Source organism: Paenibacillus allorhizosphaerae, from assembly GCF_042659105.1.
GTDB lineage: Bacteria > Bacillota > Bacilli > Paenibacillales > NBRC-103111 > Paenibacillus_G > Paenibacillus_G allorhizosphaerae.
Genome location: NZ_JBHSRV010000001.1, coordinates 1,611,891 through 1,631,992, shown reverse-complemented (window position 1 = coordinate 1,631,992; position 20,102 = coordinate 1,611,891). Strand labels below are relative to the sequence as shown.

Genomic DNA, 20,102 nt, shown 5'->3' with positions numbered 1-20,102 from the left:
AGAATACGAATGACGGCGGATACATACGAAACGTGGATTGACGAAGCATGGGAGAAAACGGTAGCAAAGATCGAGCAGATGAGCCGGACGATCGGCAGCGGATTTCCTCATGTATCGAAGGATGGGAAATACGACGGGACGGAGCCGCAGGCGTGGACCTCGGGATTTTGGCCGGGACTGTTGTGGCTCGCTTACCGGGAAACGAACAACGAACCATTCAGACGACTTGCCGAAGAATGCGAAGCCAAAATGGACGTATGCATCGACGAGTATACGAGGCTCCATCATGATGTCGGTTTTATGTGGTCTCTCTCCTCGGTTGCGAACTACAAGCTGACCGGCAGCGCCGAGTCAAAGCTGCGCGCCTTGAAAGTGGCCGCCTGGCTGGCCAGCCGGTTTAATCTCAAAGGCGGCTATATCCGGGCATGGAACAACAGCAACTGGAAAGCGGACGGCGGCAACGCCGGCTGGGCGATTATCGACTGCACGATGAACTTGAGCCTGCTATTCTGGGTGTCCGCCGAAATCGGCGACCCGCGGTTCAAGCATATAGCAGCGGAGCACGCGAATACGGTGCTGCGCGAATTTCTTCGCGAGGACGGATCGTGCTGCCACATCGCGGCGTTCGATCCGGAAACCGGGCAGCGCGTCGGCACACTGGGCGGTCAGGGCTTTGCGCCGGAATCCGCGTGGGCGAGAGGTACGGCTTGGGCGCTGTACGGTCTTGCGCTGTGCTACCACTATACAAAGGATGACGCTTATTTGCAGGGCAGCAAACGGTCGGCGCATTTTTTTCTGGCAAATTTGCCGGAAGACCATGTCCCTTACTGGGATTTCCGCCTGCCGACGCAGGAAGGCGCGCCGAGAGATTCTTCGGCGGCGGCGATCGCCGCTAGCGGTCTGCTGCTGCTCGCGGAGTCGGTGCCTGCGGAGCAGAGCCGGCTATACGCGTCGGCGGCGAAGCGGATCTTGAAATCGCTCGCCGATCATTATGCGGTATGGGATCAGCAGGATGAAGCGATTTTGCTTCATGGTACCGGCCATTATCCGGCGGGCAAAAATATCGATGTCGGCTTGATCTACGGCGATTACTACTTCGTTGAAGCGCTCGCGAAGCTGCGCGGTCAAAGCGAAATGTTTTGGTAAACGCATCGTTCACAGGGGGAGAACCTAATGCGGTCACATACTCGAATACGCTCGGCGTTCGTATGGATGCTGCTGCTCTGTATCGTCGTGCTGCCGGCCTGTACCGGCAGCGGCGACCCTGCTCCCCGGACGCAGCTGGGGGCGACCGATCAGACAGCGCTTCAGGCGCCGCTGCCGCTGCAGGCGTTCGCGCCGTACAACGGGCCGCCACCAACGGCGGACAGCATCATCGCCGATCTGCAAAAAAATAACCCGAACCGGCAGCATCCGCGTCTCTTCGCCACGGCCGATACGTTTGCGAAGCTGAAGGAGGGCGTAAAGAGCGATCCGCTGTTGAAGAAATGGTACGGCGATCTGCGGAAGACGGCGGACAAAACGTTAACGAAGCCGGTCGGCGCGTACGAGACACCCGACGGCCGGCGCATGCTTTCCGCCAGAGACGCTAGGCCGATCATCGAGCAAAACGCGATGATGTACCGGCTTAGCGGGGAAGAGAAATACGCGAAGCGGGCCGTTCAGGAAATGCTTGCGATGGCCTCGTTTCCCGATTGGAACGACAAGAAAGAATTTCTCAATACTGCCGAAATTACCGCCGGGATGGGGATTGGCTACGATTGGCTGTACGAAGTACTGACGCAGGAGCAAAAAGACACCGTACGCAAGGCGATGGTGGAAAAAGGGCTGCAGAAGGCGGTTGATGCCCATAACAACAAAGTATGGTGGAGCGTCCGGACCGATCCGGTCAATAACTGGAGCGCCGTTTGCAACGGCGGCATCATCGTCGGTGCGCTCGCGATCGGCGATGAGGATGCGGTTAGGGCGCTCGCGGGCGACATCATCGTCCGTTCGATGAAGTCCGTGCAGAACATCATCCTGAGCCATTGGGGGCCGGACGGCGGCTGGAGCGAAGGGCCGGGCTACTGGCGTTACATGATGGAGTATACCGTCAGCTACATGGCGGCGCTCCAGACCGCGGTCGGCACGACTTACGGCCATGTGCAAACGCCGGCCTTGGCCAAGACGGCCTACTTCCCGGTATACATTACCGGGCCGCAAGGGACGTACAATTTTGCCGACAACGACAGCGGCAAAATGAAAATTCCCGAGCTGTTCTGGCTCGCCAAAGCGATTAACGATCCAAAGCTGGCCGGTCAGCGGCTGGCGATGATGGAAGATGCGAAGCAGGCGGGTGGCGTGTACGACCTGCTCTGGTACGATCCGAAGTTTCGCGAATCGGACATGACGCTTCCGACGGACGTATATTATCGCGAAGCGGAGCTCGTTACGCTGCGAAGCAAGTGGTACGACCCGGCGGGCGTATTCGCCGGATTCAAGGCCGGCACCTCCGTTGCGAGCCACTCGCATTCCGATATCGGCTCCTTCGTCTTCCAGGCCGGCGGCGAGCAATGGGCGATCGACGTGGGCAAGGACGACTACAACCTGAAGGGATACTCGAACTACGATAAAGAGCGTTACACGTATTACCGGCTGAAGCCGGAAGGGCATAATACGCTCGTGATCAATCCCGACGCGCAATTTGAGCAGGATCAGACTTCCATGAACAAGATCGTAAATTACGCATCGACGCCGCAGAAGGCGTTTGCGATTGCCGACATGAAGCCCGCCTACGCCCGAAATGCGGAGGCTGCAAAACGGGGCGTCATGCTCGCCGACCGCAAACGGCTGATCATTCAGGATGAGGTTCAGTCGAAAAAGCCATCCACGGTCTGGTGGTTCATGCACACGAAAGCGACCGTTCAGGTGGCGGAGGACGGAAAGTCGGCGCTGCTTACGCAAAACGGCAAGCGGTTGTGGGTGACGCTGACGCTGCCGAAAGATTCTCCGCTCAAAGCATCTTTCCAGGTAATGGAGGCGAAGCCGCTGCCGGAGTCCCCGAATCCTGCGGGGCAAACGGCGAATACCGGCATCCGCAAGCTGGCGGTCAAGCTGGACGGCGTAACGGATGTGCGCATGGCGGTGGAGCTGGTGCCGCTGGCGGGCGGCGAAGCCGTACCTGCCGCAGGCCAAGGCTACGTACCTTTGTCCGATTGGAAGTGACGAGCGCTACGACGGGCGGCAATCGGGCAGTATTAGTACCTAGTGCGATGCGGGTCTCTTGGATGCAATGAAATCGGCCCGCGAAACATGTTGAAACTGCGGGAGGGGTTACGATGTTAAAAACAAGCGCAGCGCTATCGTGTTCGCTTTGTCTGGCGGTTGCTTTGGCCGGCTGTACAAAAGATGAAAAAAGCGAAGGACCCGGAACGGCTGCGAGCCATGAACCGGTCAAACTGATCGTGTACAGCTACAGCGCCGGCATTCAGGATTCGGAGTTCCAAAAGTTTTTTGTAGAGCCGATCCGAAACAAATATCCGAACATCTCGATGCAACTCGTATCGCGCAACGGCGACAAGAATACGCCGGAGCAAGTGATCGCCTCCGGCGAGCTGCCCGATCTAATTCTGACAAGCAACGTCTATATCGGCATGTTCAACAAGCTGGGACTCGGCATGGACCTCAGCGGGCTGGCGAAGAAGCATAACCTCAGCTTTGACAAATTCGATCCCGCCGGCATGGCCGCCATCAAGCAGTTCGGGGATAAAGGCGAAGTATATGCGGTTCCTTTCTCGATGAACTACGGCATGATGGTGTACAACAAGGACATTTTCAACAAATTCGGCGTTCCGTTTCCGACGGACGGCATGACCTGGGATCAAACGATCGAGCTGGCCAAAAAACTGACGCGCAAAGAAGACGGCATCCAATATATCGGCGTCGATCCGGACTACCCGGAAAACTTGACGAGGCAATATTCGCTGCCGTATGTCGACGAGAAGGAGGAAAGGCCGCTCATCAATACGCAGGGCTACAAGACGGCTTTTTCCAAGCTGAAAGCCATTTACGAAATTCCCGGATTTATCGGCGAGAAAAACAAGTTCATGTACGCGTCGAACGGATTTTTCAAAGATCGGATTCTGGCGATGTACCCCGTCTGGGGCGACGGCGTCGTCGGCACGCTCGAGGATACGGCAAGCCAAGGCAATCCCGTCAATTGGGATATGGTGACGTATCCCAGCTTCGAGGACCGTCCCGGCATCGGCAAACCGGTGGACCTGCACCTGATGATGCTTTCGCCGAAGAGCAAGCATCAGGAAGAAGCATTCCAGGTCATCGCGGCGCTCGTATCCGACGAAGCGCAAATCGCGATGAACAAGACGGGCCGCATGACTTCCTTGAACAACGACAGCGTCAAGAAAACGTATGCGTCCGAGCTGAAAAGCTTCCAGGGCAAAAACGTGCAAGCCGTGTTCAAGACGAAGCCGGCGCCGATTGTGAAGCCGACGGATTACGACCTGCCGTTCAAGCAGCTGATCCGCGACGGAGCGAAAGATATGGCGCAAAACAACAAGGATGTCAACACCGTGCTTCGCGAAGTCCAGGATAAAGCGGAGAAAGCGATGCTGGAGGTCAAAAAGTCGAAATAACCGACACAACCCAATGAGACCAATCTACCTTATCCGAAAAGGAGGCCGGCGCCATGTATCCGCAGCCGCCGCATATTCCTCCGCAGGAGCATCCGCGCCTGCTGATCCGAAGCGAAGACGTACCTGCGCTAAGGGAAAAAAGAGCAAAGCCGGAAATGAAGCAAGTATGGGAGCGGCTCACCCGGTTCAGTCAAGTCGACATCTGCGATGCCTATTCCTGCGAAAGTCCGGGCGACGTATATCTCATCGAAGCGAATGCGCTGATGTATGTCTTGGACGGCGACCAAGAAGCCGGCTTTCGCGCGAAGCAGCTTGCGATGCGCAGCCTTACGAAACCGTTCAATTCGAGCTATCAGGACATTTCCCGGTCGATCGGCCGGCTGATGCTCGCTGCCGCCGTCGTCTACGATTGGTGCCGCGAGCTGATAAGCGATGAAGAACGCCGGTTTATGATCGGCCACTTCAAACGGCTCGCTCTTCTATTAGAATGCGGTTACCCCCCGAATAAAGAAGGTTCGATCGTCGGCCATACGAGCGAATGGATGCTGATGCGCGATTTGCTCGGCACCGGCATTGCGATTTATGACGAAGACCCGGAAATCTATAACCTGGCAGCGGGACGATTTTATGCTGAGATGGTGCCTCCGCGCAATTTCTTTTATCCTTCGGGTTGGCATCACCAGGGGGATAATTACGGCTCGTACCGGTATCAGGCGGAGCTGTACGCCACATGGATCATGGACCGGATGGGGGCGGGAAATCCGTTCGACGCCTCGCAGGAGAACGTGGGCTATCAATGGATTTACACCCGTAGGCCGGACGGCAAGCTGCTGCGCGACGGCGACAGCGACAACCCGCTCTATGCCGAGCACGAATATATCCGCCTGTTCCCGCTCGTTTATTTGATGGCGGGGAGTTATTATGGCAATCCGTATTTTATCGATCAGCAGTTTCGCGAATTTCAGACGATCCCGGACATGTATGTGTTTCACGCTTTTTTGTTCTACAACGCCGATATCGCGCCGAGACCGGTGCAAGAGCTGCCGCTCACACGCTTTTTCGGCTCGCCGATGGGGATCATGATCGCCAGAACGGGCTGGGATGAAGCGATGGACCGAAGCTCAGGAACCGTCGTTGCCGAGATGCGCGTAGGCGAGTACCAGTACAACAACCATCAGCATTTGGACGCCGGCGCATTCCAGCTGTATTACAAAGGGTATTTGGCGATCGATTCCGGCATTTATAAAGGGTCTTCCGGCAAATACCATTCGCCGCACAACAAGTATTACTTCAAACGGTCGATCGCGCACAATACGGTGCTGGTGTACGATCCGGACGAGTTGAACCGGTATCCGCACGTCAAAGACGGCGGACTTGTGTGGCCCAATGTGAACGACGGAGGGCAGCGCTGGCCGAACGAGGGACGGCCTCCGCTCAGCCTGGAAGAGCTGCTCGGCAAAGATTTCAAGCGGGGCGAGGTGCTGGCTCACGCTTTCGGCCCGGACCCGGTGCAGCCGAATTACTCTTACCTGAAAGGCGATATCACAGCCGCTTACTCGGATAAAATGAAGCAGTTCCAGCGTTCGTTTCTGTTCCTAAATTTCAAGGAAGCGGAGCATCCGGCGGCGATGATCGTATTTGACCGCGTCGTATCGACCAAAGCCGAATTCCGCAAGTATTGGCTGCTGCACAGCGTAGAGGAGCCGCAAATCACGGAAGAAACGGGTCGGACAGTCATCTCGCGCAGCGAGGACGGGTACAGCGGGCAACTGGTCAACGACACGCTGCTGCCGGAAGCCGGCAATCGGGAAATCGTTGCCGTTGGCGGTCCGGGCAAAGAATATTGGGTGTTCGGCACCAACTTCGTCAATGATTTTCCAAGCACGAAGGAGCAGGGCGCATGGCGCATTGAAGTGAGTCCGCACGAGCCGGCCGAGCACGATTGTTTTTTGAACGTGATGCAGGTAAAGGAAGTCGACGGCCCGCCGGCGCTCGTTACGAAGAGGGTGGAAACCGATGCCTTGGTCGGCGCGAGGATCAAAGACTGGGTCGTGCTTTTCAGCAAAAGCGGCGAACGGCTGCAGGAGACATTGACGGTGCCCGTATTCGGCTTGGCCGATGGCGTTTACCATAACGAAACGACCCAGTGCCTCATTGCCGATCTGGCCGCCGGCGGGTGGATTGTGGAAACGGATGGGCGGCGCGAGAGGCATAAGGTCACGGAAGCAGGCGGCGTGCTTCATTTGACCGGCGTAACCGGAGAAGTGCGCCTGATCCCGGGCAGCGGGGCGCAAGCTAGTGAAGAGGGGAAATGACAACGATGAGAAGTCTAAGCGAATGGTTTTCTAAGGAGCAGCTATCGGATCAAGTATTGTCCTGGACCGAGTACCGTCCTTATCCGGATGCTAGCCGGCGAAGCGAGTGGGAAGGACTGCCCGCCGAGCTGCGGCAGTCGGTCGTAGCGGAGGGCGAGAAATATATCGATTATGCATGGCCGGCGTTAACCGCTTCGATGTTCATGGAGTTTTTGCAAAACGGCAACCGAACAAGATACGACGGCGCTTACCATTTGCGCAGGCGGGCCGTGACCAGTCTGGCCTTGGCCGAGTGTGTGGAGAACAAAGGTCGTTTCGTGAAAGATCTGATTAACGGCATATGGCTGATCAGCGAGGAATCGAGCTGGGTCATCTCCGCGCACAACCGTATGTTTCAAGAGCGGCATCCCGATTTGCCGGACGTCCTCAGCCAACCGGGAATCGACCTCTTTGCTGCCGAAACCGGCAATTTATTCGCTTGGCTCGCTTATTTGCTCCGGCCGGTGCTGGATCGGGTCAACCCGCTCATCTGCGAGCGTATTCGCAGCGAGCTGCGCCGCCGCATACTCGACCCTTACTTGCATCGGGACGATTGCTGGTGGATGGGTTTCCGGGAGCGGGATAAACGGCTGAACAACTGGACGCCGTGGTGCACTTCCAACTGCTTGAGCGCCTTCCTGCTCGCGGAAGAGGATATCGAGCGAAGAGTGCAGGCCGTTCGGAAAGCGCTGCGCAGCCTCGACCGGTTTCTGTCCATGCACCCGGCCGACGGCGGCTGCGACGAAGGACCGGGCTATTGGAACAAAGCGGGCGGCTCGCTGTTCGACTGCCTGGAGCTGCTGTATGCGGCCACAAGCGGGAAGTTCAACGTCTACGCGGAGCCGCTCGTTCAAAACATCGGACGCTACATTTACAAAGTACATATTCAAGAACGGTATTTTCTCAACTTTGCCGACGGGCCGCACCGGATTACGGTCGAGGAGGATGTCGTGTACCGCTACGGCGAGCGGATCGGCGACGATAATATGATGGCGCTCGGCACGTCCGTGCACCGCATGCTCGGCAGCGAAGGCTGGAAGAACATGAAGTTCCTTTCCTTCCTGCGCGTCCTGCCCGCGCTGTTCGATTACCGCCGGATCGACGACGATTCGAAGCCGCTGACGTTTCGGCGCGACATGTACATGGACGGCATCCAGGTCATGGCGGCGCGCGAGACCGAGGCGTCGGACCGGGGGCTGTACGCCGCCATGAAGGGCGGCCATAACCTGGAGAGCCATAACCATAACGACATAGGCCATTTCGTCGTTTATGCGGACGGCATGCCGGTGCTGATCGACGTCGGGGTGGAGGAATACAGCGCCAAGACGTTCAGCGCGCAGCGCTACGAGATTTGGACGATGCAGTCCGGTTATCACAGCCTGCCGACGATTAACGGCCATATGCAGCGGGACGGCAGCGAGTTTCGCGCCTCGGAAGCACGGTATGAACCGGGCGATGACGGAACGCAGCTCACGCTGAATATTGCCGGCGCGTATCCGCCGGAAGCGGGCATCGTGTCATGGACCCGCAGCTGCCGTCTGGTTCGCTCGCCGCAAGCCGTTGTCGAGCTAGAGGAACGGTACGCGTTTGCAGACCGGGCGAATGGCCGGTTTGCGCTGAACTTTATGACCTGCTGCGAGCCTCAGGTCGATACCGGCGGCAGCCGGATCATGCTGCGGCGCAGCGAAGGGCCGACGCTGCAAATGGAATACGATGCAGCGGCGTTTGCGCCCGCGATCGAAACGATCCCGCTCGAAGATAAGAAGCTCCGCAATTCGTGGGGCGAACGCTTGTACCGGATCGTCCTGCAGCCGAAATCGGTTCAGCCGGAGGGCCGGCATACGATCCGCTTTCGCCAGGTATAGCCTTATCCGGCACGCTGTCCCTGTTTTTAGACAAACATATGGATTCCAAATTTATACTGCTTTCTACCATCGACCATACAAATAGGAGAGGATCAACATGCCATTATATTGGGGAGATTTGCATAATCATTGCGGCATCAGCTACGGATTTGGGGGACTGGAGAACGCATTGCAGGCGGCCAAAGGCCAGCTCGACTTTTGCGCGATCATCGGTCACGCGTCCTGGTACGATATCCCGGCCCGTACGGAAGGGCTCGAATATTTGGTCGATTTCCATAAAGAAGGCTTCGCCAAGCTGCGGAACCATTGGGATTATGTGCTTGAAACGGTAAAAAGCTTCAACGTGCCCGGCGAGTTCGTCACGTTCCAAGGGTACGAGGCGCATTCGAGCAAGTACGGCGATCACCATTTTTTGTCGCCGGATGACGATTTCCCGCTTGTCGAAGGGGAATCGCCTGCGGCGATTGTAGAGAAGCTCGCGCCTCGGCGGGTCATCGCCGTGCCGCATCATGTCGGCTACACGCCGGGCTACCGCGGCGGCAACTGGGACAGATTTAGCGCGGCCATCAGCCCGATCGTCGAAGTGTATTCGAAGCACGGCAGCGGCATGTCCGATCAAAGCCCGTTCCCGTACTATCACGACATGGGGCCGAGAGACTCGCGCAGCAGCGTATACGCCGCACTCGCGCGCAAGCTGAGATTCGGCTTCGTCGGATCGACCGATCACCATGCCGGTTATCCCGGTTCGTACGGAGACGGCCGCCTGGCGGTGTTGGCCGACGCCAAGACGCGCGAATCGATATGGGAGGCGATCCTTGCCCGCAGAACGTACGCGGTTACCGGTGACAAGATCGAATGCAAGTTCACAATGAACGGGCTGCCGATGGGCAGCGAAACGACCGCATCCCAGCGCCGGTTCGAATTGAACGTTACCGCATGCGACCAGATCGACAAGATCGTCGTCTATAAAAACTTGCGTCCGTGGAAGGTCGTGAACGGTGAGCTGCTTGCAGGACAAAGTTCCGGTGTCTCCCAAACGGCAGGCAAGTACAAGGTGAAGGTGGAACTGGGCTGGGGGAACAATAAAGCCGGGTTCGAATGGGACGCCATCGCCGAAGTGCGGGGCGGCAAGCTGGCAGCGGTGGAAACGTGCTTCCGCGGCCGCAGCATTCTCGCTCCGACGCCCGAGCTGAGAGACGACCCAACGATGAATGCGCTCGGCAACCGGATCGTCAGCCAGTCGGATCAAGCGGTGGCATGGTCCTGCATGTCGTTCAAAAATCCGACGACGCTGCATCCTCATACAGCGGCGGTTATTCTCGAAGTGGAGGGCGATGTAGGTACCGAGCTGCATATCAAAGCGAACGGTGCGGAGATCAAGACGACCGTGGGCGAGCTGCTCGGCGGCAATCGTACCGTGCATTTGCAGCCGTACAATTCCGAAGCGATCATGGTGCATCGCGCGATTCCGCAGCAGGCGTATACCGTAAGCGAAGTCTGGACGGATACGCTGGCCGAATCGGAGTGCGACGTATATCACGCGGAAATCAAGCAGGTCAACGGCCAATGCGCCTGGATATCCCCTATTTACGTGCTTGCCTGACCGGCAAGCGGCAAAGGAGCGACGGACAATGAACCGACCGAACATCGTATTCATTATGAGCGACGACCATGCGGCGCACGCGATGAGCTGCTACGGCAGCCGGATCAATCAGACGCCGAATCTCGACCGGATTGCTGACGAAGGAATGCGGTATGACAACTGCTTCTGCACCAATTCGATTTGCGCGCCGAGCCGTGCAACGATATTGACCGGCTTGTACAATCACCTGAACGGCGTACTAACGCTGGGAGACCGTTTCGACGGCTCCCAGCAAACGGTGTCCAAACTGCTGCAACAGGCGGGTTACCAGACGGCGATCGTCGGCAAGTGGCATCTCGGCCACGGCGGCGTCAGCGACCCGACCGGCTTCGATTACTGGAACGTACTGCCCGGCCAAGGGGATTACCGTAATCCGAAATTTATCGAGATGGGCCAAGAGAAACAATACGAGGGCTACGTGACTGACATTATTACCGATCAGTCCATCGATTGGATTCGGAAGCGGGATAAGGAGCGGCCGTTCTTCCTGATGTGCCATCATAAAGCGCCGCACCGTCCGTGGATTCCGGACGAGAAGCACGCGCATTTATACGAAGACGTCGAGATTCCCGAGCCGCCGACGTTCAACGACGATTATAGCAACCGCGCAGCGGCTGCCGAGGCGGCGATCATGCGAATCGACCGCGATTTGAAAAAACGAGATTTGAAACTCGACCCGCCCGAAGGGCTTTCCGAGCGGGAGCTGAGAAGCTGGAAATACCAGCGCTACATCAAAGATTATTTACGCTGTGTAGCTTCGATCGACGACAATGTCGGACGGCTGCTGGATACGCTCGAAGCCGAAGGAGTGGCTGACGATACGATCGTCGTCTACACGTCGGATCAAGGCTTTTTCCTCGGCGATCACGGCTGGTTCGACAAGCGGTTCATGTATGAGGAATCGCTTCGCATGCCGTTCATCGTCCGCTATCCGAAGGAAATTAAGGCGGGAACAGTGCAGGATGCGATGGCGCTTAACGTCGATTTCGCTCCGACGTTCCTCGATTATGCCGGCATCGCCGTTCCGGAAGAGATGCAGGGCGGCAGCTTGCGGCCGCTCATGAAAGGAGAGCTGCCTGACGGCTGGCGGACTTCGATGTACTACCGGTACTGGATGCATTTGAGCGAGCACGGAGTTTATGCCCACTACGGCTTGCGCACGCACAATTACAAGCTGATCTATTATTACGCCGACGCGCTCGGAGCGACCGATGCGATCGACGATCCGAAGCCGCCGGAATGGGAGCTGTTCGATCTGCAACGCGATCCGTACGAGATGAACAACGTGTACGCCGATCCGGCTTATGCGGATACGGTGAAGCGGTTGACGGAAGAGCTGTATAAGCTGCAGCGCGAGGTGAAGGACGCGCCGTACGTGGAGACGGTCCGGTAATCGTTTTAGCCCAAGCATGCAAATAGAGAGACGGGGAACGGAACGGACTGCTGTAACATAACTTCTTGAACGATGGCCGCCGGTTGATTGAAGCGAGCTTTCGTGATGCAGAACCGATCAATCCATATAGAGACTTCGAATGATTAAGGGGGACATATGTATGAAATCGTGGATTCGCTTGTCAGGAACTATCGCTATCGCAGCGTCGTTATCGGGAAGCTTGCTTGCCGGATGCAGTACGGGAAAGCAGCAGGGGGCGGCCGAAACGGGCAAAAAACAGCCGATTGAGCTCGTCTTCTATCAAACCGGCAACGCCGACTGGAAAGAAGAAGATTTCATGAAAAACTATGGCGATTACATCAAACAAAAGTTTCCTTACATTACGCCGAAGTTTGTTCCGGTGCCGGCCTCCAAGTCGATGGAGGGGCTCATTTCCGGGGGGCAGCAGTTCGATATTTTGATTTTTTCCATTGGCCACACGCATTTGAACTTGCTCCGCAACGATTTCCAGTATGATTTGACGGATTTGATCAAAAAGAAGAACGTCGATTTGAACCGGTTCGAGCCTTTCACGATCCAGCAGCAAAAAGAGATTGCGGGCGGCGGCATCTACGGGCTGCCGTTGTCCAACACTTCGCCGGTCATTATGTACAACAAGGACATCTTTGATAAATTCGGCGTCCCTTACCCGAAGGATGGCATGACGTGGGATGAAATTTACAATTTGGCCAAGCAGGTTACCCGCAACGACAACGGAACGCAATATTACGGATTCCTCGCGTCGCCGGAGCATTTTTTGAAGACCAATCAATTTTCGGCGCCGTTTATCGATCCGAAGACGCTTAAGCCCGCTTTCGACAACCCGAAAATGATGACGTTCCTGGATAACCTCAAACGGTTTTATCAGCTCATTCCGCCGCCGGACGGCAAGCCGCTTGCGGGAGGGTTCTTCGCATCCACGGCGCAGTCCAATATGTTCGCCAAAGATAAGACGCTGGCCATGTGGTCTCATTTTTCGAACGCGGCCCTTAATTTCCCTGAAGACCTGAATTGGGATTATGCGGCTATGCCTTATTTCAAAGAGCTTGGAGCCGGCGGTCCGCAAGCGTACCCGGGCTATATTTATATTAGCAAAACAAGCAAGTACAAGGACGACGCGATGGACGTGCTGCAAGCGCTGACATCGGACGAATTTCAGACGATCCGCTCCAAGACGGGAGTGGAGTCTGCGCTGAAAAATCCCGATATCAAAAAAACGTTCGCGCAAGACTTGCCGAAATACAAAGGCAAAAACATTAACGCGATCTTCCCGCAAACGTATGCGGCGCCCGCACCGCTCACCGAATATAACGACTTGGCCTGGAAACGGCTTAACACTGCGGTCGGCGATATCGGCCGGGGCCAAAAAGATATCGTCACGGCGGTCAGGGAAGCGTCGGAACTGCTTGCCAAAGACATCGAGGCCGAAAAGCCGAAGAAGTAAACTGCCTTATCGAGCCGGTGCCGGTATGGCGCAAGCGTAAGCGGCGTTACCATTACAGCTGCCGGTTATTGTTGAGTGCCATCCCGTGACGCGCATGTGCGCTTAGGAGAGGCGCGTGAATAACCGTGACGGCCTTCAAGCCTGCGGATTTGTTTCTTCACGAACAAATTCCCAGGCTTTTTTTGCTGCCAATATATCTAAAAAACGCTGTGCCAGCCGGCCACTTTTGTAATTGAAAGGGAAATACCCGTCTGCTAATATAATAGGGACAACACGAGAGACGGCCCGCTGGAACGACAAAGTTCTCATAACTACCAGATGGAGGGAAATACGCTGCAATGAGTTCGACGCTGAAATTGATGTCCTACAATATTCATTACGGCACGGATACGTTCAACAAGCGCAACCTGGAACGAATCGCCGAGACCATCCGAGCCGCCGATCCCGATATCGCAGGGCTGCAGGAGGTCGACAAGCATTGGTCGGACCGCAGCGCTTTTATGGATTTGGGCCATAGCCTCGCGGAGACGCTTGACATGCAGCTCGTATTCGCGCCGAATTTGGACCGCGATCCCCGTGCTCCAGGGGAGCCGAGACGGCAGTACGGCACGGCCGTGCTAAGCAAGTATCCGATTATCCGGTCGCGCAATTATTCGCTCAGCAGCTTCGGCGGGGAACAAAGAGGAATGCTGGAGACGGAAATCGGCCCCCCGGACCGGCGGCTCATGTTCTATAACATTCATATGGGACTGACTTCGGAGCAAAGAATGAAGCAGGCGGAGGAAGTGCTTGACATCATGAAGGGCAGCGCGCTTCCGCTCGTGCTTGTCGGTGACTTCAATGCCCGTCCGGACAGTGATGAAATCGGCCGTTTCAAGCGGAGCGGCTTGTCCGACACGTTCTCCGGCGTCGCCGATGTGAATACCTTTCCGTCGATCACGCCCGAAGTCCGGATCGATTATATCTTTTATAACGACCAATTGGAGCTCGTTGAGCGGGAAGTCGTCGCATCCGACGCCTCGGACCATCGTCCCGTTGTCGGTACATACCGGTTCAAATCGTAAGCCGGCGTCACCTTTCGACGAATTTCCGACAAGCCGCCGCATTGACACGGCATTATACCTAAAATATAATCAGCTTACCAATTGTAGTATTTCATTCTTTCCAACCGGCTGTAGTGCCCGCATCGAGGGTTTCTGCAGTTTTTTAATATGCAAGAATGGTTAAGTTCTTTAAACCGCGAAGGCGCAGTAGAGATGGGTGTCGCATGAAAGAGGAGGGTTATGTTTGATCCGGACGATTGTACTGTATATTTTTGTAGCGGTCGGGTATTTGTTTTTTGCTATGCCGGCGAGCGCCGAGCAATATGTTGTAAGCGATTCCGCGGAGCTAGATAAAGCAATCAAGGCAGCGCTCCCCGGGGATACGATCGTTATGAAAAACGGGACATGGAAAGATACGTTGATCCGGCTGAACGGAAATAGCGGCGAGCCCGGCAAAGAGATCACACTGCGGGCGGAAACCGGCGGAAAAGTGATATTGACGGGAACGTCGCGTCTTCGAATCGGCAAAGATTACTGGGTGGTGGACGGGCTGCGCTTTCAAGACGGCGGCTTTCCGAATACGTCCTACGGCGGCATCGTCGAATTCCGCGACGGGGCAGGCAAGCATGCCAACTATTCGCGGTTGACCAATACCCAAATGATCGGCTACAACCCGCCGAACAAGGATACCGATTACAAATGGGTTTCACTTTTCGGAACGCACAACAGGGTGGATCATTCCCACTTCGAAGGGAAAAATCACGCAGGAGCGCTGCTTGTCGTATGGAGATACGGGGACACGGACAAAGACCGCGATTACCATCAAATCGACAATAACTATTTCGGGAAAATTCCCGTCTTCGGCAAAAACGGCGCGGAGGCGATCCGCATCGGCACGAGCGAGTATTCCCGGGGACCTTCCAATACGGTAGTGGAATCGAATTTGTTCGAGGAAGCGAACGGGGAAGCGGAGATCATCTCGGTCAAATCGTGGGAAAATATAATCCGTTATAACACACTGCGCAATTCGCAGGGCGGCATTGTGCTCCGGCATGGAGACAACAGCCAAGTATACGGAAATTATATATTCGGCGGAAACTTGTGCAATACGGTCGGCATTCGCATTATCGGCTATGGGCATAAAGTGTACAACAACTACATTTCCGGCATTGGCTGCAGCTATAAGCCGCTCAGCGCCGCGATCATCCTAATGAACGGAGACCCGAAGTATAACGAAGACCCAAGCCACGGTGAACTGGTGCTCCATACCTACAAGCAGGCGAGGTATGCGGAGATCGTGCACAACACACTGGTCAACAATAAAAACAATGTGCACATCGGCGTCGGGTCGGATGGCTATAACGTTCCCCCCGACAGCATTACGATCGCGAACAATGTCATCTACGGCACAACAGCTCCTCTGGTCAATCTGTTGACCAAACCGACGAATATGACCTATAAAGGCAATGTAATGTTCGGAGCGGAATTAGGCATAACCCCCGTGCCTGAAGGGATAACGATGCAAGACCCGGCTGTCGCCATGAGCAGCGACGGACTGTTCCGGCCGTCGGCCGCAAGTCCCGTCAAGGATAAGGCGCAAGGATCTTTTCCGTACGTCGATAAGGATATGGACGGGCAAAGCCGGGACAGCTCGAAGGACGTCGGCGCGGATGAGCTGTCGGCATCGAAGCCGGAACGGGCGCCGTTATCCCGCGGGCAGGTCGGGCCGTCCTGGCTGGAGGCTCCGCCGGCCGCCGCGCCGGCTGCAGCGGTCTCGACGGCTGCTGGAACGTCGGCAAGAGATGCAGCTGCGAAGAGCAAGGCGTTAGCTGCAGGAACAGCGGAGGCGGTGCCTGCATCGACGGAAGCAAGCGCACGCAACGGCGAGTACTATATGTACATGGGCGCGGCGGGTTTGATTCTCTTGGGCGTCCTCGTATGGGGGATAAACAGAGGGCGAAGAAGAAAAGGCCGTGGGGCATAAGAGATGTGCGCGACGGTGAACCAAAGCGCCAATCGCAATACCATTGGGTGCCAGCTATGCAGGTATGCATCCAATCGCTGCGCAGTCGTAATCATATGACCGGCGGTTTACCGCAAATTGCACGATGAAGCATTGCTTTCAAAAGGAGAGTCGTACGGATAGGATCATCGACACAAAACAAAACAGCTGCTTCGACAGCTGTTTTGTTTTGTGTCGACTCATGTTTTACATGGAGCGGGTTGCGCCGGTTTAGGGGTTGACCGGTTTCGCCTCGGTGGTGATCATCCAGTTAATGCCGAATTTGTCCTCGATTTGTCCGAACAGCGAGCCCCAAAATTCCGGCTTCAACGGGTGTTTTACATTGCCGCCTTCCGCTAAATTATCGAATGCCTTACGCGCTTCGGCCTCCGTAGCGAATTCGAGACTCAAATTAATACTGTTCCCTTGTACTGCCGGTTCTACAAAGCAATCGCACATGTAGAATTGAAGTCCTGCCGCCACCATGCTAAGATGCATCACTTTGTCCTTGAGCGCTTCGCTTGCATTGGGGAGCTGTCCATGCGTCATCACGGACAAGATCTCCCCGCCGAGCGCTTTCACATAAAACTCCGCTTGAGCCCGGGAATCCTCCGAAAAAAGATAAGGTGTCAATTTAGCCATCCTTCAACATCCTCCCATAGTTTGATTGCTTCTGATTTCAACTATAGCAAACGGCCAAGGCTGAAATTTCTTACCGATTGCTATGTTATCTCGCCGAGCCGACAACGATGTAAATTGGATGATCGGAATGATCGTGGTCTGCATAACGGCTCAATTATTTACAAATAATACCGTTGTTTCCAAACGAGGAGGTTATGAAAGCGATGAGTTTTGGAGTTCGGGGCAAGTTGCTCATTGGCCTGTCCGTTCTAATGGCATTTTTTATCGTAACGGAAGGCTGTACGGCGGCGAATAAGACGCTGAAAGTGGGCATTGAAAGCAATTTCCGTCCGTTCACCTATTCTGAAGGGGGAGAAAACAAAGGCTTCGAGGTCGAGTTATGGAAAGCGATCTCCAAAGAAGCAAATCTGAAATACGAATTGGTACCAATGCAACAAAGCGAGCTGAACAAGGCCGTACAATCGGGCAAGGTCGATTTGGCCGTTGCGGGGATGACGGTTAATAAAGCGCGCAAAGACAATTTCGTGTTTTCCGACCCGTATTTTCAAACGGGCCTGGTCATTCTTACGAATTCAGATAACGGCCAGATCAAGAGCAAAGACGATTTGGCGGGTAAAGTCGTCGCGACCAAGATCGGATCGACCGCATATACGTATGCCAGCGGCTTGACCGGCATTAAGGAAGTGCGCGGTTATCCGGATATTTCCGAGGCATACGACAAATTGAAAAACAAATCGGTGGATGCGGTCATTTTCGACGAGCGCAACGTGCACGATTTCCAGCAAAACGGCGGAGAAGGCAAAGTGAAGATCGTTGGCGAGACGTTAAATAAAGAAAGCTACGCCGTCGTCGCAAAAAAACGCAGCAAGTATATCGGCCGAATCAACCAGGCGATTGGCAAAGTCGTCAAAGACGGAACCTACGAGACGTTGTATGCCAAATGGTTCGGCGGAAAACCGGCGAAGCTTCCCGGCAAATAATGCGCTCCCCGCCAAATAGCCGGCTGATGAAACGTCCGTCTGACAAAGCTCAGGCGGTCTTTTTATTTTATGTCTCCCTTTTCCGTGCGGGAAGCGATATAATGGAGCTGAATACGTTTACATAGGCGCTGTGTTGTTAACGTGTACCGGATGACCGGCAACCATCATATGCCCGAGTGTTTCATATTACGCGGAGGTGATAAGCTGTGAAGTTATCGTTTACCACTTTGGGATGTCCCGATTGGGAGCTTGATCTTATTATTCGAAGGGCTGCCGAATACGGCTTCGACGCGATCGATTTTCGCGGCGTTGCCGGAGAAATGAACATTTACAAGCTGCCGGCATTTGCCGAATCGGCCCGGCAAACCCGCGACCGGATCAAGGATGCCGGCCTGGAAGTATCCTGCTTCTCCAGTTCCGTGAAGGTGTTCTCCCGTGAGATGATGGAGAGTCAGCTGCTCGAAGTCGAAGCGTACGCCAAGCTTTGCGCGATCTTCGAAACGCCTTATATTCGCGTGTTCGGCGGCGCCATCAAAAGCACCGGTCGCGAAGAAGCGGTACAAATCATGGTTCGCCATTTCCACGAGCTGGGGTCCGTCGCGAAGGAATACGGAGCGAAGCTGCTGCTGGAAACGCATGACGACTGGACTTCATGCAGATACGTGCGGGCGGTCATGGAGCAGGTCGATCCGGAAGCCGTCGGTGTCTTGTGGGACTTGCACCATCCGTACCGCATGGCCGGGGAGCAGCCGGAAGATACGTGGGCGACCTTAGGCCGCTGGATTCACTATACGCATGTGAAGGACTCCTCCGTGAAACCGGAATCCGGAGGCCAGTTCCAGTACTGCCTGGCGGGAGAAGGCGACGTGCCGCTGGAGCCGATGTACAGGCTGCTGAACCGCAACGGATATGAAGGCTATTACACGCTGGAGTGGGAAAAGAAGTGGCACCCGGAGCTGCTGGAAGCGGACATCGCATTCCCGCAGTATGTCGAATATATGAGAAAACTTGCTTGACGGCATAGCCGCGCCGTCTAAGACGAACGCAGCGGGCCGCAGCAACTCCGCACGTTCGTCTTTATCGTTTTGTCCGCGCTGTCATCGTCGGAGGGCTCCGTTCAGCTCCATATTGTGCCGGAAACCGTATATTGCCGGGCGCGGTTGGCAACGCTAACCAACAGAGAAACCGGCGATGGCCGGCCTAAAACGTTGTCGTAAAAGGAACGTGACCCATGGAGCAAACATGCGATTTTTCGCCACTCAAGCTAGAGCTCAAAGAACGGCTTCTAGGCTTGGTCGATAAGATGCAGGTCGCAATAGCGGAGCTGGAAGAAGACAAGCAATGTCTGTTGAACGAATTTCAACAAATTAGCGCGGAACTGGCGACGACGGAGTCGATGGCTGCAGCTTTCTACTTGAAATGTTATTTGTCCGCCTATACGGACAAATATGCGGATATCTCGCTGTGCGTCCGCCGGCTGTCCGAGCGAAGACACGGAGCGTTGATCGTCGTCGAACGCAGCGATTCGCTCGACGATTGGGTTACGGCGGGCATTCCGGTCGGCGCCGAGTTAAGCCCGGCCTTGCTGGAATCCGTATTCGTACCGGGTGCGCCCCTGCATGACGGAGCCGTGCGAATCAAACATAACAAAATCGTATCGGCGGCGAACGTTCTGCCGTTAAGCGCGCTCGCCACCGAGAAAAAGCTTGGCATGCGCCACCGGGCAGCGATCGGGATTACCGAGCGGTGCGATGCGCTGTCGATTGTCGTATCGGAGGAAACCGGAAAAGCGTCCTTCTGCCTGAACGGCCAATTGTACGCGTTTGCCCTCGGTTAGACGTACGAAAGCCATGCGGCCGAAACCGCATGGCTTTTTTCGACTTTAAATATATCCCGCCCACTCGACATGGGTGTGCTCCTGATTCGTCTCTTCTTCCGGCTCGGCTTCCTCAATGAGCGTCTCTTCCGTTGTTTCCAATTCCTCGGGCTCCATCGCAAACCCTCCTTTCCAATGTGCAGGTGATATTGCAAAGAACGACGATGGTATTATTTGCCGAAGCGGCTTGA

Annotated in this window: 14 protein-coding genes; 13 read left to right on the top strand and 1 reads right to left on the bottom strand. The window is 55.5% G+C overall.

The features are described 5' to 3' along the window. The first annotated feature begins 9 nt into the window (after positions 1-9). The 10 genes from ACFQI7_RS07160 (at position 10) to ACFQI7_RS07115 (ending at position 16,395) form a co-directional block, all read left to right on the top strand. Complete coding sequence (locus ACFQI7_RS07160; RefSeq protein ID WP_218098579.1) at positions 10-1,146, top strand: glycoside hydrolase family 88 protein; 1,137 nt, start codon at positions 10-12, stop codon at positions 1,144-1,146. 27 nt (positions 1,147-1,173) lie between these two features. Then, positions 1,174-3,204 (top strand): heparinase II/III domain-containing protein, encoded by a 2,031-nt coding sequence (locus ACFQI7_RS07155; RefSeq protein ID WP_218098578.1) that lies wholly within the window; start codon positions 1,174-1,176, stop codon positions 3,202-3,204. A gap of 113 nt (positions 3,205-3,317) precedes the next feature. Then, entirely contained in the window at positions 3,318-4,631 is a 1,314-nt protein-coding gene (locus ACFQI7_RS07150) for an ABC transporter substrate-binding protein (protein WP_218098577.1), read from the top strand. A gap of 53 nt (positions 4,632-4,684) precedes the next feature. Next, positions 4,685-6,946: a heparin/heparin-sulfate lyase HepB gene (hepB, locus tag ACFQI7_RS07145; RefSeq protein WP_218098576.1), complete on the top strand. Its 2,262-nt coding sequence runs from the start codon at positions 4,685-4,687 to the stop codon at positions 6,944-6,946. A gap of 5 nt (positions 6,947-6,951) precedes the next feature. Next, positions 6,952-8,850 carry a heparinase II/III domain-containing protein gene (locus tag ACFQI7_RS07140; protein WP_218098575.1) on the top strand — a complete coding sequence of 633 codons (1,899 nt, stop codon included), beginning with the start codon at positions 6,952-6,954 and terminating at the stop codon, positions 8,848-8,850. A 97-nt stretch (positions 8,851-8,947) separates the two neighbouring features. Further along, positions 8,948-10,453 (top strand): DUF3604 domain-containing protein, encoded by a 1,506-nt coding sequence (locus ACFQI7_RS07135; protein WP_218098574.1) that lies wholly within the window; start codon positions 8,948-8,950, stop codon positions 10,451-10,453. 28 nt (positions 10,454-10,481) lie between these two features. After that, complete coding sequence (locus ACFQI7_RS07130) at positions 10,482-11,885, top strand: sulfatase family protein (protein WP_218098573.1); 1,404 nt, start codon at positions 10,482-10,484, stop codon at positions 11,883-11,885. Between the two features lie 160 nt (positions 11,886-12,045). Next, the gene (locus tag ACFQI7_RS07125; protein ID WP_218098572.1) at positions 12,046-13,368 is read left to right on the top strand and encodes an ABC transporter substrate-binding protein; all 1,323 of its coding nucleotides are present in this window, start codon (positions 12,046-12,048) and stop codon (positions 13,366-13,368) included. A gap of 338 nt (positions 13,369-13,706) precedes the next feature. Then, positions 13,707-14,432, top strand: a complete 726-nt coding sequence (locus ACFQI7_RS07120; protein WP_218098571.1) for an endonuclease/exonuclease/phosphatase family protein — start codon at positions 13,707-13,709, stop codon at positions 14,430-14,432. A 223-nt stretch (positions 14,433-14,655) separates the two neighbouring features. After that, on the top strand, positions 14,656-16,395 hold the full coding sequence (locus ACFQI7_RS07115) for a polysaccharide lyase 6 family protein (protein ID WP_218098570.1): 1,740 nt from the start codon (positions 14,656-14,658) through the stop codon (positions 16,393-16,395). A 249-nt stretch (positions 16,396-16,644) separates the two neighbouring features. Here the strand turns inward: ACFQI7_RS07115 and ACFQI7_RS07110 are convergent, their stop codons facing one another. Further along, positions 16,645-17,055, bottom strand: coding sequence for a VOC family protein (locus tag ACFQI7_RS07110; RefSeq protein WP_218098569.1), 411 nt, complete (start codon positions 17,053-17,055; stop codon positions 16,645-16,647). A 203-nt stretch (positions 17,056-17,258) separates the two neighbouring features. On the opposite strand from ACFQI7_RS07110, the gene ACFQI7_RS07105 reads away from it, so the two are divergent. From ACFQI7_RS07105 to cdaS, 3 genes are all read left to right on the top strand, one after another. Next, entirely contained in the window at positions 17,259-18,035 is a 777-nt protein-coding gene (locus ACFQI7_RS07105) for a transporter substrate-binding domain-containing protein (protein WP_230414856.1), read from the top strand. Positions 18,036-18,241: 206 nt separating this feature from the next. Beyond that, a complete protein-coding gene (locus ACFQI7_RS07100; protein WP_218098568.1) occupies positions 18,242-19,051 on the top strand; it encodes a sugar phosphate isomerase/epimerase family protein in 810 nt (269 codons plus the stop codon). A 215-nt stretch (positions 19,052-19,266) separates the two neighbouring features. Continuing rightward, on the top strand, positions 19,267-19,872 hold the full coding sequence (gene cdaS / locus ACFQI7_RS07095) for a sporulation-specific diadenylate cyclase CdaS (protein WP_218098567.1): 606 nt from the start codon (positions 19,267-19,269) through the stop codon (positions 19,870-19,872). Positions 19,873-20,102: the final 230 nt, after the last annotated feature.

Coding starts and splice junctions, on each gene's coding strand:
- ACFQI7_RS07160 (WP_218098579.1), top strand. CDS start 10: ATGACGGCGGATACATACGAAACGTGGATTGACGAAGCATGGGAGAAA.
- ACFQI7_RS07130 (WP_218098573.1), top strand. CDS start 10,482: ATGAACCGACCGAACATCGTATTCATTATGAGCGACGACCATGCGGCG.
- ACFQI7_RS07135 (WP_218098574.1), top strand. CDS start 8,948: ATGCCATTATATTGGGGAGATTTGCATAATCATTGCGGCATCAGCTAC.
- ACFQI7_RS07140 (WP_218098575.1), top strand. CDS start 6,952: ATGAGAAGTCTAAGCGAATGGTTTTCTAAGGAGCAGCTATCGGATCAA.
- ACFQI7_RS07120 (WP_218098571.1), top strand. CDS start 13,707: ATGAGTTCGACGCTGAAATTGATGTCCTACAATATTCATTACGGCACG.
- ACFQI7_RS07110 (WP_218098569.1), bottom strand. CDS start 17,055: ATGGCTAAATTGACACCTTATCTTTTTTCGGAGGATTCCCGGGCTCAA.
- ACFQI7_RS07105 (WP_230414856.1), top strand. CDS start 17,259: ATGAGTTTTGGAGTTCGGGGCAAGTTGCTCATTGGCCTGTCCGTTCTA.
- ACFQI7_RS07155 (WP_218098578.1), top strand. CDS start 1,174: ATGCGGTCACATACTCGAATACGCTCGGCGTTCGTATGGATGCTGCTG.
- ACFQI7_RS07150 (WP_218098577.1), top strand. CDS start 3,318: ATGTTAAAAACAAGCGCAGCGCTATCGTGTTCGCTTTGTCTGGCGGTT.
- ACFQI7_RS07125 (WP_218098572.1), top strand. CDS start 12,046: ATGAAATCGTGGATTCGCTTGTCAGGAACTATCGCTATCGCAGCGTCG.
- hepB (WP_218098576.1), top strand. CDS start 4,685: ATGTATCCGCAGCCGCCGCATATTCCTCCGCAGGAGCATCCGCGCCTG.
- cdaS (WP_218098567.1), top strand. CDS start 19,267: ATGGAGCAAACATGCGATTTTTCGCCACTCAAGCTAGAGCTCAAAGAA.